Below are 14929 nucleotides of genomic sequence, written 5' to 3' on the forward strand. Positions count from 1 at the left end.
GTATGGTCAGCTTTGTGACCTCAGCACGTCCGCTAAAAATGCTTCGACCGGCTCCAGCACTTTGAAAGGCTCATGAGCCACACCCGGCACCCTGTCCCTGCGAACCGGGATGCGATGCGCTTCAAAAGACTTGGCCAGTGCTTCAATGCGTTCGATCCGGCAATCGCCCTGAAGATCGGCGCCGCCCATCCAGAAGGCGCTGTCACGCGGGATGGCGATTTCCCAAGTCGCGGTATCTTCCTCACCTATCACTGTATGAACCGTAACAGCCTTCATCGCTTCAAGATCAATGCGGCAGCCAAAACGTGCTTCAACATCGCGAACGCCAACCCACCAGTCATAATCAGAATTGAGCAGAGTTACTATGCCCGGCGCTCCGATTGAGACGGCCTTGAGCCTGTGGGGATGCAGCATGAAAAAGCGCTGGCAGAACTGCCCGCCGCCCGAAAAGCCGTACATGATAGCGCGATTGCTTTTGACGCGATACTTGGCGGCCACTTCGTCGATCATCGATAGCAGAATATGATCAAAGCGAATGCCGTGAAACTCGATGCGCTTGTAGTTGGCAAGATCGCCCTGCACGACGATGCCCGCAGGAAACAGCGGCGCCAGAACAATGCAGCGGTTCTTTCGCGCAAAATTTGCAAAGTGATCGCGGTACTGTGCCGCCGTCCGCCCCGTCCCGTGAATGATAACGATCAGTTCGTGCGTTTCGGTGCCGTCTTCATCATAGTCCTCAGGGACATAAAGGCAGTAACTGAAACGCTGATCGAACTGACTTGCAAAAAACGTGGTCGCTCCGAAATCGTAGAAGCTGAGTTTTTTGCCATGGCCCTGCCGTTTAGTAACAGGCTTTTCCTCAGTGATGGACATGACCGCCCTCCTCTCCGGATTTCGTATTTGCACTATCGCCGCGCCATTTGAGTTTGACGCCGCCCTCGCCCGTCAGTTCGAGCATTGGAATGGCTGACAAAAGACGTCGGGTATAGCCGTTTTGCGGCGCGTCGAAAATCTCGTCGCGCGTTCCCTGCTCGATAATGCGACCGTCATTCATCACGACCACACGATCGGCAATTTGTTCAACCACGCCCAGATCATGGGTAATGAACAGGCAACCGAAGCCATAGCTCTGCTGCAACTTGGCAAAGAGATCGAGAACCTGCGCACGCACGGTTACGTCAAGCGCCGAGAGTGCTTCATCGGCAATGACAAAAGCGGGACGGCGCACGAGCGCACGCGCAATCGCCACACGCTGACGCTGACCACCCGACATTTCATGCGCATAGCGATTGGTATAATCTCCACCGAGGCCAACGTCCTCCAGTGTTTCGCGAACACGATCCACTTTCTGGCTGGACGAAAGCTCTTTCGAGAAGCGCAGCGCCTCACCGACCAACTCGCCCACTTTCATACGCGGATCGAGTGATGAATAAGGGTCCTGAAACACCATCTGAGTGTGATAACGATAATCCTGATAATGGGATGAACGTCTCTCGACAGGTTGTCCCTTGAACAGCAACTTCCCTTCGCTCGGCTTGATTAGTCCAGCCATCACGCGCGCGGCCGTGGTCTTGCCCGAACCCGAGCCGCCAACCACTGCAACAACCTCGTTGGGCAGAACATCAATCGTAACCCCATGCAGAGCTCGCTTGCCAACAGCTTTCTTGAACCAGCCACCCCGGCCTTCAAAATCGACAACAAGATCGCGCACGCTGATCAGCGGATCTGCCTTTGGAACCACGCGTGCAGGCCCACGAACCGGTAATGTCGAAAGCAGTTTACGGGTGTAATCATGCCGGGGCTTTGCCAGAACATCCGCGGTATCGCCCGTTTCAACCACTTCACCATGGCGCATCACAACCACACGTTTGGAATAGCGCGCAATCATTGGAAGATCGTGACTGATCAGCAAAACGGTCGTGCCACGTTCCCTCGTGAGATCGACCAGCAACTCCATAACCTCGCGCTGGATAACCGCATCAAGCGCAGTGGTCGGCTCGTCCGCGATCAACAGATCAGGCTTCATGAGCATCGCGCAGGCGATCATGATGCGCTGGCGCATTCCGCCTGAGAACTCATGTGGGAACGCCTCAACTGCCCGATCAGGATCGGCAATACCAACACGCAACAACATAGCTCTGATCCAGTCGGCATGTTGTGCTTTCTCGGCTGGAAAGTGCAGTTCCAGCCCTTCTTCAAGCTGCCGCCCGATGGTCAGTGACGGGGTAAGCGAAGTCATCGGCTCCTGAAAGATCATGGCAATGCCATCGCCACGCAGCCCGCGCAAAGCGGTCGGCGACATCGTTGACACGTTCTGCCCCTTGAAGCGGATTGCACCATGACTTGTTTTAATGGACGCCGGAACCAGCCCCATGACCGCCCGCGCGAGCATGGTTTTTCCAGAGCCGGATTCACCAACGATGCCAAGAATTTCGCCAGCTTTTATGGAGAAGGAAGCGCGCTTGACGATCTCCAACGCACTGTCGCCAACACGCAGGCTGACATCGTTGATTTCAAGCAGGGGTGCGGAAGTCATGAGCGCTTCCTCATGCGTGGGTCGAGGCGGTCGCGCAACGCATCACCAAGAAGATTAATACCAAGCAGCGACAGCGAAATTGCAAGACCAGGGAATATACCAAGCCAAACGGCCTGCTCAATGAAATTGCGGCTTCCCGCTAGCATATTGCCCCAAGTCGGCGCTGGCGGCGGCACACCCAGACCCAGAAAGCTGAGCGAGCTTTCCGCGAGAATTGCCCAGCCGCACATGGACGTTGCCATGACCAGAACAGGTGCCAGACAGTTGGGCAGAATATGGCGCACCATTGTATAGATTTCCGAATTTCCCATGACGCGGGAAGCCTCAACGAACTCCCGTTCACGCAGGCTTAAAACCGTGCCACGGACCACGCGGATCACCGAAGACATATAGGCCAGAGCAAGCGCTAAGATGATGCCATTCTTGTTGGCGCCAAAGACGGCCAGCAAACCAAGCGCCATCAATATGCCGGGGAACGCCAGCAAAGCATCATTGACCATCATCAACAGCCGGTCGAACCAGCCACGCAAGAAGCCGCTGATCGCCCCGACAAGCACTCCGCCGAGGGTGGCGAGAAAGACTGTGAACACGCTGATTGAAACACTGGCCGATGCGCCTCTCATAAGACGGCTCAGCTGGTCGCGCCCAAATTCATCCGTACCCAGCCAATGCGCGGCACTTGGCGCCGCAAGGCGCGCGGCAAAGTCGAGGGCCAACGGGTTGTAAGGCGTCCAGAAGGAACCTACCACCGCTATAGTGAGAAGCGTTGCGGTCAGGGTTCCGCCAATAATCGCGTTGAGAGAGAGATTTTTCATTTTGCCGTCACCTTCGGGTCGAAGAACGGATAGAGAAGGTCCACGATCAGATTGACCAGCACATAAACGCAGGCTGTGAACAGCAAACAGCCCTGAATGACGGGATAATCGCGAGCAAAGATCGCATCAACCAGAAGCCTGCCAAGTCCGGGAATCGTGAAAACCGTTTCCACAACTGCAATACCGCCAAGCAGATTGCCAAGGATCAGCCCCAACAGTGTCCAGGTCGGGCCAAACGCATTACGGAAAGCATGACGCCACATCACGGTTGCTTCCGACAGTCCCTTGGCGCGGGCATGGGTGATGTAATCCAGATTCAGCACTTCAAGCGTCGAGGCGCGCGCCATCCGCAGAATGACGCCGATTTCATGCAGAAACAGTGTAGTGATCGGCAAAACCAGATAGAGAAACGCTTTCCATGGGTTCTCACCAAAGCTGACATAGCCGACAATCGGCAACCAGCCGAGCTTGAGGCCAAAGGCAAGCAACAGCAGCAAGCCCATCCAGAATGTCGGAACCGAAAGTAGCAAGGTTGCACAGGTCACAAGCGTCAGATCGGTCAGGCTGTTCTGCTTCCAGGCTGCGATCATTCCAAGCGGAACAGCGACAAGCGTAGAAAGCATAACTGCTGACAAGACGATACGCGCACTGACCGAGAAGCGCTCCAGAACCAGAGAAAGAACCGGCTGCTGGTTGGCAATGGAGACACCGAGATCACCATGCAGAACATTGCCTCCCCAGATCAGAAACTGGGTAAAGACGCTGTGATTGAGGCCCAGCTGCTCGCGCAGCGCGGCCAGCGTCGCAGCATCCGCAGAATCGCCCAGCATCAGGGCTGCAGGATCGCCCGGTATCAGCCGGACAATCACAAACACAGCCACTGCCACGATCAGCAATGTTGGAATGGCCATGCCTATTCTGGAAAGCGCAAAGCGCAGCATTTCTTTAGCCTTCGATAAAGAGGGATTTCGCGCGTGGCGCGGCATCAGACGGTAGCGGCGTATAATCCTGCAGACAGTAGGTCGCAAACTGGCGGTTCAAAGCAGGCAGCGGCGCGATTTCCATCACGCCAAGCGCTGCTTCCATCACCACCATGGCAACTGTGGCCGTGATATTGTCGTGATTGCCAGCACGTGGAGGACGGCAGACTGCATAAGGTGTCAGGAAGTCGTCGAACAGTGCTTCCTTCAGCTCCTTGCGGCCAATTTTTCCACCATGTGATTCAAGAGACTGGCGAACGCGCCAATCACGGTAGAAGCTTTCAGGTACGAACGGGATGCCGGTGTCGCGCAGCTTTGTCAGCGCAATTGGGCTGACCCAATGATTGGCGTGAACGATCAGATCATTCTCAGGCAGGATCGGGAAGGACTCATCCGGCGCGCATTCAAAATCGATGCCGAAACCGGCGCTCGTCGCAATCATGATATTGTTTGAGCAGGATTTTGGTGTCGAAGCCACAGCCTTTATTGCTTTGGCAAAATGCTCCTGCTCAAGCACCTTGCGGCGCACGAGACCCAAAGGAACGCCCAGCTTCTTATAGTCGCGTTCGCATTCGAGATAATTGGCGGTGATCGAGATTCCCGCTTCATTGAAGCCGCTGCGCGCTAGCCCACCAGCCTCGACAAACGTTACAAAATCGGGGCCGCAATTGTTGCGAACACGCAGCACAATGCCGGTTTCCACACATTCAGAACGCCAGTCCCAGTTCTGGCCATGAACCAGATTACCAGAAGTGCTTTTCGCAGGCATGATGAGAGCACCGGTGCAGCCGTCATCCTGCTCTTCGGGATCAGGCGAACCAGTTTCCGCACGCGCCATCGCAACGACTTCCGTGCGTGCATTGATCATGACGATCTGCTCAAACGGCACATCCGCACCTTTGGCGATGCCGCGCATTTCCTCGACATAAGACGCGTCGAATTCCTCGATCCGGCCAGCAAATTCTTCGATGAGACCTTGCCTGCGCTCAGGCGAAAGACCAAACGCGTCGAGCGTGCTGGAATAAAGACCCGCGCTGCGCCGGATGCGTTCAGCCGCCAGCACCCCATATTGGCGCCCGCGCTCTTCCGGTACGCCCGAAACTGTAATGAATGGAAATGGGGTAACTGACATACTCAATCCATATTTCACATTTTGTATTTTGTATCTTCTTAATACAATTCACATTCAATCATTGCGGAGTCAACAGTTTTTTATTAGAACATGGAACAATTCGATTTATACCCTTCCTATTGAGAGCCAACCTGTCATTCCAATGGGATAGGCTATACGAGAAAGAAATGGCCTATTGCAAAATATCCCGTATTCTTTGAGCATAGGTCCATGAGAGAACGCACATTCAGGGGGCGCTGCGCGTGAATATGGACGTTAAGAGATCAACGGAAGGCGAATCCGGCCTGAGCAGTCTTCAGGCGGAAGTCGCACATAAAATGGTCTCGCTCATATCCGCTGCACGCTGGAATATCGGCGACCGGCTGTCGGATGCTGCCATTGCAAAAGAGCTCCGTGTATCGCGGTCGCCCGTGCGTCAGGTGCTCAATCTTCTTGTGCAGCAGGGTATTGTCAGTCAGACACCCAATCGCGGATATCAGCTGCATCGCATTCCAGAGCCGGACGAACTCAACGACAATCTGCTGCCGCCATCGGAGGCGGAAGAGCTCTATCGGCGTCTGATGAGTGCGCGCGCCTCTGGTGCTGTTGGTGACGAAGTGTCGGAAGCCGAACTTGCCGATCAGCTGGGTGCGACGCGCGGCGCGGTGCGCCGGGTCCTGATGCGTTTTGCCACCGAAGGTCTCGCAGAGCGTCTTCCGGGCCATGGCTGGCGCTTTGCCGAGTCGCTCGATAATGAGCGCGCGGTCAATGAAAGCTACGCCTTCCGCCTGGTGATCGAATGCGGTGCGCTTTCGCAACCCGACTACGCGCCTGATCTCAGCCAGCTCGCAGCTCTGCAACGCGAGCAGAATGAAATATCGGTCCTGCCGATCCAGAATCTCACACGCGATCTCTGGTTCAACGCCAATGCCAACTTTCACGAAACCATCGTTTCGTGGGCGAATAATCGGTTTTTCACGCAATCAGTCCGTTGGCAGAACCATCTGCGCCGCATGACGGAATATTCCGATTTCGACCGTCTGGGCGAAGAGCGTATCCGCAAGGCCTGTAAAGACCACTTAGGCATTCTCGAAGCCATCGAGAACAAAGATTTCGAATTCGCGTCAGCTCTACTCAAACGCCATATCAGCCGTTCAGGTGCCGAAGACGTATAATGGTAGCCAAATGTCTGGATGGCACGAGTTCGACCAGTATATACCCCCAGATCTTTTTGCTAAACGGATCAGTAATAGTGCCAGTTCCTCATTGGCGTGAATAAGCGGCGAAAGCAACGTCTTCATAGTAATCGGGACAGATTTGTTTGTTCGTTTATAATTTGGATTTTTAGTAAATATTCGCGGCTTTCTCGAAGTTCCCAAGTCATTGATCCTTAGAAACAGGAAGGAAATGAACTCTATAAGCCGTGCATTGGCATCAACTATTTGAAATAATCAGGCTGCATTTTCGTGGCTGATAAACTTACGGAAACGCTCGGATTTTGAATTTCCGAACACGTCTTCAGGCGCACCATCTTCTTCGACCAAACCCTGATGCACAAAGACCACGCGATTGGACACATCACGTGCGAACCCCATTTCGTGCGTGACGACCAGCATGGTGCGGCCTTCTTCTGCCAGACCGCGCATAACGCGGAGCACTTCCCCAACCAGTTCAGGATCAAGCGCCGAGGTCGGCTCGTCAAACAACATGACCTTCGGCTTCATCGCGAGAGCACGCGCAATCGCCGCACGCTGCTGCTGGCCACCCGATAAATGTGCCGGATAGAAATCGCGCTTGTCAGCAATACCAACCTTGGCGAGCAAAGCTTCCGCCTCTGCCACGCATTCGGCACGCGAACGGCCCTGCACATAGATCGGTGCTTCAATGATATTTTCGAGAATGGTCTTGTGAGACCAGAGATTGAAGCTTTGGAACACCATACCGAGTTCAGAGCGGATACGCGATACCTGCTTCTTATCAGTTGGATAAGCTTCGCCCTTCGAGTTCTTCGCCATGCGAATGGTCTCGCCCGAAACAGTCACGGTGCCAGACGTCGGTGTTTCCAGCAAATTGATGCAACGCAGGAACGTCGATTTGCCGGAGCCAGAAGAGCCGAGGATCGAAATCACTTCGCCTTCGCGCGCTTCCAGAGAAATACCCTTGAGTACTTCATTTGCGCCGAAGCTCTTGCGCAGATTTTCGACTTTCAGAGCCACGTTCGACGTCACCGGGGATGTTGGAGACACAAGTTTACTCACGATGATTTTCCTTCGGTGGCGGTTTTGACGACGGGCTGACGCAGATACGGCGTGAGCTTGTATTCAGCGAACATAAGCACACGTGTCAAAACGAAGTTGATAGCGAGATAGATCGCGCCCGCAATGACGAACACTTCAATCGCACGATAGGATTCTGCGATCAGCTTGGCGGCGATGCCTGTTACTTCCATCAAGGTGATGATGGAGGCCAGCGACGTTGCTTTGACCATGGAGATCATTTCATTGCCATAGCCCGGCAGCGCCTGACGGATTGCAAGCGGCATCACAATGCGACGAAAGCTTGTGAAGCGCGACATGCCACAGGCTTTGGCCGCTTCGATCTGACCACTGGGAACTGACAACAGACCACCACGGATAATTTCACTGGCATAAGCTGCGTTGTTTAAAGTCAGCGCGATGATCGCACACCAATAGGGTTCACGCAGGATCGGCCACACGAACGAATAGCGTACTGCCGGAAACTGGCTGAGACCGTAATAGATAATGAATATCTGAACCAGAAGTGGTGTGCCGCGAAATACGAACACATAAAGACGTGCGATCCAGTCGAAAACGGTAATGCCTGACAGACGCATAAGCGCAAAAAGCAGAGCCAGTATAGCGCCAAAGACAATTGAACTGGCAGCAAGCTGAAGGGTCAGCGGCACGCCACTCATCATCTGCATGAAGGATTCGGTATAGAACTGAAAGTTCATGATGCCCTCCGGACGCCGCGCGAAAAGTGACGTTCCGCTTTTTGCAGAATGGTGCCGGAAACCGACGAAATCAGCAGATAAAGCGCACCAGCGATCAGGTAGAAGTTGAATGGCAAGCCAGTAGAACCTGCCCCAATCTGGGCCTGACGCAGAATATCAACAACGCCGACAACGGAAATCAGCGCGGATTCTTTCAGTGCAACCTGCCAGACATTACCAAGGCCCGGCAACGCATGACGAAGTGCCAACGGCGCAATGATGCGTCGGAATTTAAGCGCCTGTCCCATGCCGCAAGCAGAGGCTGCTTCAAGCTCGCCCTTGGAAACGGCACGAAATGCACCACGGAAAACTTCCGTATGATGCGCACCGCACGAAATGCCGATTGCAAGCACACCAGCGAGGAATGCCGGAAAGCCGACGAAGCCCTGCGCACCGAAAAAGCGACCAATTGCCGTTACGGCGGCACTACCGCCGAAATAAAACAGATAAATCACCAGAAGATCGGGAATGCCGCGAATGATTGTGGTGTATGCGTCTGCAACACCACGAAGCGTGCGTCCGCCGGAGATTTTGGCCCAAGCTGCAAACACACCAATGATCGCGCCAAGCAGATAGCCGACGACCGACAATGCTACCGTGACGAGCACCGCCATCATCAGCACATGGCCCCAGCCGTCAGGTTCAAAGCTCAGAATATCGAGAAAAGCCTTCATGTTGCCTCAGGCCGTGCGGGGGATAGGGGAATAAACGTCATCTTGTTTGCCGGGTGTCTCATTAGGCTGGTGCTGACGCGTCAATCAAAGGCCGCTCCTGTAACAAACTGGGCGGCCTCTGATGGGTAGCTGAGCTTTTTAGAGCTCCGCTTCATCCATGTCGAGAGAACAAAAATTCAGACATTGAACTGGAAACCATCAACTGTGAATGATTGTCCTGTGATGAAACAAGGCTCGGAAGTCGCCAGAAAAGTCACCAGACGGGCAACGTCGTCAGCACAGCCAAGCCGTCCCAACGCAATACCGCGGATAACCTCGTCGGCTCGTTCAGTGACATTGGTATCAATCTCGGTACGAATGACGCCAGGACAAATGGCGTTGACCGCAATGTTTGGCCCCAGTTCCTTGGCAAGGGAACGAGTCATGCCAAGGATACCGGCCTTTGCCGCCGCATAAGCGAACTTGCTGACCGCAGCCGTCACACCACCCGAATAGGCATTCAGTGACGACATCGAAACAATCCGGCCACCGCCCTGTTTCAGCATATGTGGTGCGGTATGCTGAATGTAGTTGAAGCAGCTTTTCAGATTGATTGCGATGGCGCGGTCGAACTCATCTTCCGAAATATCAAGAATGCCGACAGGTGCGGAACGCCCGGCATTGTTGAGAAGGAAATCGACGCGACCAAACGCATCCACCGTTTCGGCGACCACTTCGCCAGCCCGTTTATGGCTTGAGACGTCCGCAACACAATGCAACGCACGCACGCCAAGGCTTTCAATTTCGGCAGCGGTGTCCGCCAGTTCCGCTTCCAGCAAATCGACCAGTGTAACGTGATACCCGGCACGCGCCAGATCGAGAGCACAAGCCTTTCCGATGCCCCGCGCGCCTCCGGTGACGATGGCAACCTTGTTTTCAGTGTTCATTTCAATACGTGCTCCTTTTGTGTTGCCATGTGATGGTATGTCTGTCACATTATTCCACAACAGGAATTTGGTTCACATATATGAACATTGAAAATAACGGCGAAGTGAAATCCGCAGTTCGGGTTCTCGAAATCCTCGAGTTCCTTGCGCGCGCGCACAAACCGGTGACGCTTAAGGCAATCGTTGCGGAACTGGGTTATCCCAAGAGCAGCACCTTCAATCTGCTCGCAACTCTAGTGGCACGCGCTTATGTCGTTCGCGACGACACTGAATCTTATAAAATTCACGATACATTCCGAAACGGCCCCGGCTGGTGCAGCGGCAGCGACGCCTATCTGATTGCCACCGCACAGCCGATAATGGACGCGATGCGCGACAGCGAAGGGGAGACTGTGTTTCTCGGCACGCGCCGCAAGGATGGCCGCGTTAAGCTTCTGGCCAAGAGTGCAAGCTATCAGGTGGTGCGCTTTGATTCTGACCTGACAGGCTCCGACCCTGCTTACTGCACGGCAATGGGACGTGTTCTTCTCGCACACTGGCAGCCGGAAAAGACGTCGAGCTATCTCGCAAAAGAGCGCATCATCCCTTTGACCGACAAGACCGTGATCGACCGTGTGCAAATCCGCCGTATCATCGACGCAACGCGTGAGGCTGGCTACGCGATTTGCGATGAAGAAGCCGTTATGGGCGGCTCAGGTGTCGCAGCACCTGTCTTTGATTCAAGCGGCGAAGTTATCGCAACACTCAATATGGCAACGATTTCATCGCGCTTCACAGCGTGTCGACAGCGCATGATCGACGCAGTGGTAAAGCATGCCGCCGAATTAAGCGCCCGCCTCGGACACAAACCATCCACAACAGACAAGCAGTAAAATGGATATTCACTTCAAAGAAAAAAGAGTTCTGATCACCGGGGCCGCAAGGGGAATTGGCCGCGCAATATGCGAGGCATTCGCCGCCGATGGGGCACATGTAACGGCAACCGATGTTCTTGATGCCGAACTGGCAAGTCTTGTGGGCGAAGCGTGTCCTGCACGTGGTGGCTCAATCCGCGCAGTTCATCTTGATGTTACCGATGAGGCCGCAATCGCCAAACTGGCAACTGACGCCGAGGTCGAAGGCGGTTTCGATGTGTTTGTGCATGTTGCAGGCGGTGTGCTTGGCCAGAAAAAACGCCCCTTGGAAGATGTACCGGCTGCAGACTGGGATCGTATATATGACATCAATGTGCGCGGTGCATTTCTCGTTGCGCGCGCCATCGTTCCAGCGATGAAAAGCCGTGGCGAAGGCAAGATGGTCTTCATTTCAAGCGGTGCTGGTCTGGGAGTCAGCCTGACAGGAATTCAGGCCTATGCCAGCGCCAAGGCAGCGCTCATCAGCCTCGCACGACAACTTGGCCATGAACTTGGCCCGTACGGCATCAATGTGAATGCTGTCGCACCCGGCTTCTTGCGCACAAGCCCCGATTATGAGCGCCAATGGGCGTCTTATGGAGACGATGGTCAAGCCGCCATGCTCAATGAAATTCCGCTGCGCCGGATTGGGTTGCCGGAAGATATCTCAAATGCCGTGCTGTTCCTGACTTCCCCCTATGCAAGCTGGATCACCGGCCAGACTTTGTCGGTCAGTGGAGGACCAACAACATGACAACCGAAACACCGGTTCCTACATGGACATGGCCGGAAGAAAGACTGCAATCCATCATGAACCGCGCCCGCGCCGGTCGCAGTTTAAAACCATCGGCGTGGCCAGAAGGTGCAAAATGCGCGGTGGGCCTGTCGTTTGATTCTGACCACGATACGTTTGAATTGCGCGATGGCGGCAAATCCATTTCAGCGCTTTCGCAGGGTCAATTTGGACCAAGACAAGGTATTCCACGCATTCGCGAACTTCTGCGTCTCAACACTATTCCGGCGACTTTCTTTGTGCCAGCTGTTTCTGCGATACATTACCCCGAAGAACAGCGCGCCCTGATCGATGAAGGACATGAGATTGCCCTTCATGGCTGGATTCATGAGCGCAATGCTTTGCTTGATGGCGATACCGAACGCGATCTTCAGCACCGTTCTGCCGATGCGCTGGAAAAGATTACCGGCGTTCGTCCTGTTGGCATCCGGACACCATCCTGGGACTTTAGCGATAACACGCTGCAAATCACGGCCGAGATGGGCCTGATTTATGACTCATCCCTGATGGCCGATGTCGATTGTTACGAGCTATTGCTGCACGGCGAGCCATGTGGCGTGACCGAATTGCCTGTCGAATGGATTCGCGATGACGCCGCCTATCTTGTGATGGATCGTTGGGGCGGCTTGCGTCCGCAAATCGCACCACATGATATTCTGCAAATCTTCATTCGGGAGTTCGATGCGGCCTATGATGAGGGCGGAATTTTCCAGCTGACCATGCATCCCGACATCATCGGCCACCGGTCCCGCATCTGGATACTCAAAGAGTTGATTAGCCACATACGACAGCGCAAGGATATCTGGTTTGCAACCCATGCTGACATTGCGCGCTATGCGGCGCTAAATAGCTGATAGGAATAGAGTTTTCTCATTTCGATTTTGCACCTGGTTCGAAATTCGAACCGGGTGTCTCTGCATTGCCTTTCGACATTGCTTCAGTCATGAAAACGGAATTATATTCATATATGTGAACAAATTTCTGCTTTTCATCGCTAGATTGCAGGTCCACACTCATGGATGAGACGGGTGTGAAGAATGGTTCTCATCAGAAGACCGCATCCCGATATCGATAAGAACGAGGGAACTATGTTTAAAAAAATCGCAGTTATCAGCCTTTGCACTTTGTCCGCCCTGTACAGCGGCAGCGTGCTTGCCAAGGAATGGAAATCAGTGACCGTTGGCGTTGAAGGTGCTTTTCCGCCCTTCAATTTGACGACACCCAGTGGCGAACTTCAGGGACTTGACCTTGATGTTATCAAGGAGGTCTGCAAGCGTGCCGAGCTCGATTGCACGATCGTGGCACAGGACTGGGACGGTCAGATTCCGTCGCTTCTTGCTGGCAAGTTCGATGTGGTTCTGACAATGGGTCCTAATCCAGAGCGGCGGAAGGTTATCGACTTCTCCGACCCTTATGTGATCACGCCAAATACATTCCTCGTGCCCGCTGAAGGTCCGCTTGCCAATCTCCCGCATAGCGGAGAGAGCCTTAACACCGAGACTGAAGAAGGCAAAAAAGCCCTCGCGGACCTCAAGGAAGCAGTAAAAGGCACGACACTCGGCGCATCGCTTTCAACCAGCCAACTGCAATTTGTCGAGCAGAATTTCGGCGATGTCGCTCAGGTCCGCTCTTACAAAGGCTCCGAACAGGTCAAGCTTGATCTGCAATCCGGCCGCCTCGATGGTCAATATGACAACGTCGTCTTTGCGCGGGATCGTGCGGAGAAAAGCAACGGCGCTCTCAAAATTAGCGGACCACTTCTGGCCGGCGGCATTCAGGCCACGAACGTGTGTATCGGTCTGCGCAAGGATGAACCGGAGCTGAAAGCAAAGCTCAACAAGGCACTTGGCGAAATGCAGTCCGATGGCACTCTGTCGAAAATGTCTGAAAAATGGTTCTCTATGGATCTTAGCCCAAAAGGCTAATTTACAGTGATATGACAAATACAAAGCGCGCTGTTTTAGCATCGTGACTTTTCTGGGTAACGACTTTTGAGCTTGGAATTCGATGGATTATTGAACGTTAGCTTGAAATGATATGCCCAGAGTCAACGCAATTCATGCTTCAGCAATCCGATTAAAAGGATTGTTGAAGCATTGTTACGTCATATGAAATTTAGCCGAGTGGAGTACTATTCCAGATTGTTTTAGTCCGGACCGGCCGACACAAGCGACCAGCTGCGGCAATTTCGAGGAGGTTCGCCTCCCCTCTAGTTTTCGGTCCATCATCAACCTCGCCAACGTCAGCCGATTATGCTCCCTCATGCCAATTTAGGCGGTCGCGATCAGACTATGAGCAATGGCGAGCAACCGCGTTTCGCGATCAGGATGCCGGTGCTGGTCAACCGGAATAGTTTTAAGGCCAAGGTTGATGGCGGCGAGATGTACGCCAGTTGTGATGCCGGTCTGGCGCAGGATGGAGGCGGCAAGCAAAGACCAAGCCACGCCAAATGCTGCAGAACCGGAAGCTCGTTCCAGGCATCGAGAGCAACGATCGCCTGCAGCACAGCCGGCAAGTTTTCGGCTTGTCTTAACACTCCGCGTTCGTTGTACACTGCGCAAACCTTTCGGGCTCAAGGCCCATCCAGGTTCATGCGAGCCAATGCACCGTCGCGTCTGCAGCACGTCGCGGGCGATGGTCAGTTGGTGACTGGGGGAACGAATATCACGCGCGGCATCATCCAAGAAAAGTTCTTCCACCTCGACCAACTCGCGGTCGAGCCATAGCGCCGCGCAGGCATCGGCAAAATGAAAACGTGCGATCAGTCCTGTGCCGTCCGGCAAATGGGCAGACCACCCATCAAGCCGCTGCAAAGCCTAACTTTAACGTGCCAGTGGCCGGCACCATTTAAATCAAATAAAGATATATTTTTCAATAACTTAGTTAAAATAAATATTCTTCAGTCCCTACCCTGGCCCCTACTTTTTCACTCGGTTGGCGGCTTGATAAACATTGATATTAAATCAAATCGCCTCGTGCGCCTGCGCATACTGGTCGCGAAACTCTTCCCCGCGCATAGACCGCCTGACGAAACTCAGCCGTGAAAAATCATCAAATATGGAAGAAGCGAACCCTCAAAACCTTCAAAACTGTTGGCAAAGCAGAAAAAACATCGAAAACGCTCCTAAGCGGAACCTTCAAAACCCTCAAAACCTAAATCGTATCCGCGTGGGGTATCTGTTCGCATA

The 14929-nt window shown here is 53.8% G+C and carries 14 protein-coding genes and 1 pseudogene; 5 read left to right on the forward strand and 10 right to left on the reverse strand.

The window, feature by feature from the left end:
* Window positions 1-6: 6 nt before the first annotated feature.
* From ACOZHT_RS19445 to ACOZHT_RS19465, 5 genes are read right to left on the reverse strand one after another with little or no spacing between them, the layout of a single operon-like run.
* Window positions 7-873, reverse strand: coding sequence for an alpha/beta hydrolase (locus tag ACOZHT_RS19445; protein ID WP_339514271.1), 867 nt, complete (start codon window positions 871-873; stop codon window positions 7-9).
* Window positions 860-2536 (reverse strand): dipeptide ABC transporter ATP-binding protein, encoded by a 1677-nt coding sequence (locus ACOZHT_RS19450; RefSeq protein WP_421566307.1) that lies wholly within the window; start codon window positions 2534-2536, stop codon window positions 860-862. Before ACOZHT_RS19450 ends, ACOZHT_RS19445 begins: the two co-directional genes overlap by 14 nt.
* On the reverse strand, window positions 2533-3351 hold the full coding sequence (locus ACOZHT_RS19455; protein ID WP_339514267.1) for an ABC transporter permease: 819 nt from the start codon (window positions 3349-3351) through the stop codon (window positions 2533-2535). Before ACOZHT_RS19455 ends, ACOZHT_RS19450 begins: the two co-directional genes overlap by 4 nt.
* The gene (locus ACOZHT_RS19460; protein WP_112812990.1) at window positions 3348-4292 is read right to left on the reverse strand and encodes an ABC transporter permease; all 945 of its coding nucleotides are present in this window, start codon (window positions 4290-4292) and stop codon (window positions 3348-3350) included. The genes ACOZHT_RS19455 and ACOZHT_RS19460 overlap by 4 nt, the downstream gene beginning before the upstream one ends.
* 4 nt (window positions 4293-4296) lie before the next feature.
* Complete coding sequence (locus ACOZHT_RS19465; RefSeq protein ID WP_339514260.1) at window positions 4297-5463, reverse strand: C45 family peptidase; 1167 nt, start codon at window positions 5461-5463, stop codon at window positions 4297-4299.
* Between the two features lie 248 nt (window positions 5464-5711).
* Here ACOZHT_RS19465 and ACOZHT_RS19470 point away from each other — a divergent pair, with 248 nt between their 5' ends.
* On the forward strand, window positions 5712-6617 hold the full coding sequence (locus ACOZHT_RS19470) for a GntR family transcriptional regulator (protein WP_339514304.1): 906 nt from the start codon (window positions 5712-5714) through the stop codon (window positions 6615-6617).
* A 276-nt stretch (window positions 6618-6893) separates the two neighbouring features.
* Here ACOZHT_RS19470 and ACOZHT_RS19475 read toward each other — a convergent pair whose 3' ends face one another.
* The 4 genes from ACOZHT_RS19475 to ACOZHT_RS19490 form a co-directional block, all read right to left on the reverse strand.
* Entirely contained in the window at window positions 6894-7700 is an 807-nt protein-coding gene (locus ACOZHT_RS19475; protein ID WP_339514258.1) for an ABC transporter ATP-binding protein, read from the reverse strand.
* A complete protein-coding gene (locus tag ACOZHT_RS19480; RefSeq protein ID WP_421566308.1) occupies window positions 7697-8416 on the reverse strand; it encodes an ABC transporter permease in 720 nt (239 codons plus the stop codon). The genes ACOZHT_RS19475 and ACOZHT_RS19480 overlap by 4 nt, the downstream gene beginning before the upstream one ends.
* Window positions 8413-9129 carry an ABC transporter permease gene (locus ACOZHT_RS19485; RefSeq protein WP_421566309.1) on the reverse strand — a complete coding sequence of 239 codons (717 nt, stop codon included), beginning with the start codon at window positions 9127-9129 and terminating at the stop codon, window positions 8413-8415. The genes ACOZHT_RS19480 and ACOZHT_RS19485 overlap by 4 nt, the downstream gene beginning before the upstream one ends.
* Window positions 9130-9305: 176 nt before the next feature.
* Complete coding sequence (locus tag ACOZHT_RS19490; RefSeq protein ID WP_421566310.1) at window positions 9306-10055, reverse strand: SDR family NAD(P)-dependent oxidoreductase; 750 nt, start codon at window positions 10053-10055, stop codon at window positions 9306-9308.
* Between the two features lie 80 nt (window positions 10056-10135).
* Here ACOZHT_RS19490 and ACOZHT_RS19495 point away from each other — a divergent pair, with 80 nt between their 5' ends.
* The 4 genes from ACOZHT_RS19495 to ACOZHT_RS19510 all read left to right on the forward strand — a co-directional run bounded on the left by ACOZHT_RS19495 (window position 10136) and on the right by ACOZHT_RS19510 (window position 13666).
* Window positions 10136-10927, forward strand: coding sequence for an IclR family transcriptional regulator (locus tag ACOZHT_RS19495; protein WP_339514252.1), 792 nt, complete (start codon window positions 10136-10138; stop codon window positions 10925-10927).
* Window position 10928: 1 nt separating this feature from the next.
* On the forward strand, window positions 10929-11702 hold the full coding sequence (locus ACOZHT_RS19500; RefSeq protein ID WP_421566311.1) for an SDR family NAD(P)-dependent oxidoreductase: 774 nt from the start codon (window positions 10929-10931) through the stop codon (window positions 11700-11702).
* Window positions 11699-12595, forward strand: a complete 897-nt coding sequence (locus tag ACOZHT_RS19505) for a polysaccharide deacetylase (protein ID WP_339514248.1) — start codon at window positions 11699-11701, stop codon at window positions 12593-12595. Before ACOZHT_RS19500 ends, ACOZHT_RS19505 begins: the two co-directional genes overlap by 4 nt.
* A gap of 234 nt (window positions 12596-12829) precedes the next feature.
* Entirely contained in the window at window positions 12830-13666 is an 837-nt protein-coding gene (locus tag ACOZHT_RS19510) for a transporter substrate-binding domain-containing protein (RefSeq protein ID WP_339514246.1), read from the forward strand.
* 204 nt (window positions 13667-13870) lie between these two features.
* On the opposite strand, the pseudogene ACOZHT_RS19515 reads toward ACOZHT_RS19510, so the two are convergent.
* A pseudogene (locus ACOZHT_RS19515) lies at window positions 13871-14557 on the reverse strand (DUF1612 domain-containing protein); the annotation flags it as partial.
* Window positions 14558-14929 lie beyond the last annotated feature (372 nt).

Source organism: Ochrobactrum sp. EDr1-4 (assembly GCF_049199085.1).
Classification (GTDB): domain Bacteria; phylum Pseudomonadota; class Alphaproteobacteria; order Rhizobiales; family Rhizobiaceae; genus Brucella.

What these genes read in the sequence shown, in the direction of transcription:
- ACOZHT_RS19445 (WP_339514271.1), bottom strand. Translation starts at nt 873, where the DNA reads ATGTCCATCACTGAGGAAAAGCCTGTTACTAAACGGCAGGGCCATGGC.
- ACOZHT_RS19450 (WP_421566307.1), bottom strand. Translation starts at nt 2,536, where the DNA reads ATGACTTCCGCACCCCTGCTTGAAATCAACGATGTCAGCCTGCGTGTT.
- ACOZHT_RS19455 (WP_339514267.1), bottom strand. Translation starts at nt 3,351, where the DNA reads ATGAAAAATCTCTCTCTCAACGCGATTATTGGCGGAACCCTGACCGCA.
- ACOZHT_RS19460 (WP_112812990.1), bottom strand. Translation starts at nt 4,292, where the DNA reads ATGCTGCGCTTTGCGCTTTCCAGAATAGGCATGGCCATTCCAACATTG.
- ACOZHT_RS19465 (WP_339514260.1), bottom strand. Translation starts at nt 5,463, where the DNA reads ATGTCAGTTACCCCATTTCCATTCATTACAGTTTCGGGCGTACCGGAA.
- ACOZHT_RS19470 (WP_339514304.1), top strand. Translation starts at nt 5,712, where the DNA reads ATGGACGTTAAGAGATCAACGGAAGGCGAATCCGGCCTGAGCAGTCTT.
- ACOZHT_RS19480 (WP_421566308.1), bottom strand. Translation starts at nt 8,416, where the DNA reads ATGAACTTTCAGTTCTATACCGAATCCTTCATGCAGATGATGAGTGGC.
- ACOZHT_RS19485 (WP_421566309.1), bottom strand. Translation starts at nt 9,129, where the DNA reads ATGAAGGCTTTTCTCGATATTCTGAGCTTTGAACCTGACGGCTGGGGC.
- ACOZHT_RS19490 (WP_421566310.1), bottom strand. Translation starts at nt 10,055, where the DNA reads ATGAACACTGAAAACAAGGTTGCCATCGTCACCGGAGGCGCGCGGGGC.
- ACOZHT_RS19495 (WP_339514252.1), top strand. Translation starts at nt 10,136, where the DNA reads ATGAACATTGAAAATAACGGCGAAGTGAAATCCGCAGTTCGGGTTCTC.
- ACOZHT_RS19500 (WP_421566311.1), top strand. Translation starts at nt 10,929, where the DNA reads ATGGATATTCACTTCAAAGAAAAAAGAGTTCTGATCACCGGGGCCGCA.
- ACOZHT_RS19505 (WP_339514248.1), top strand. Translation starts at nt 11,699, where the DNA reads ATGACAACCGAAACACCGGTTCCTACATGGACATGGCCGGAAGAAAGA.
- ACOZHT_RS19510 (WP_339514246.1), top strand. Translation starts at nt 12,830, where the DNA reads ATGTTTAAAAAAATCGCAGTTATCAGCCTTTGCACTTTGTCCGCCCTG.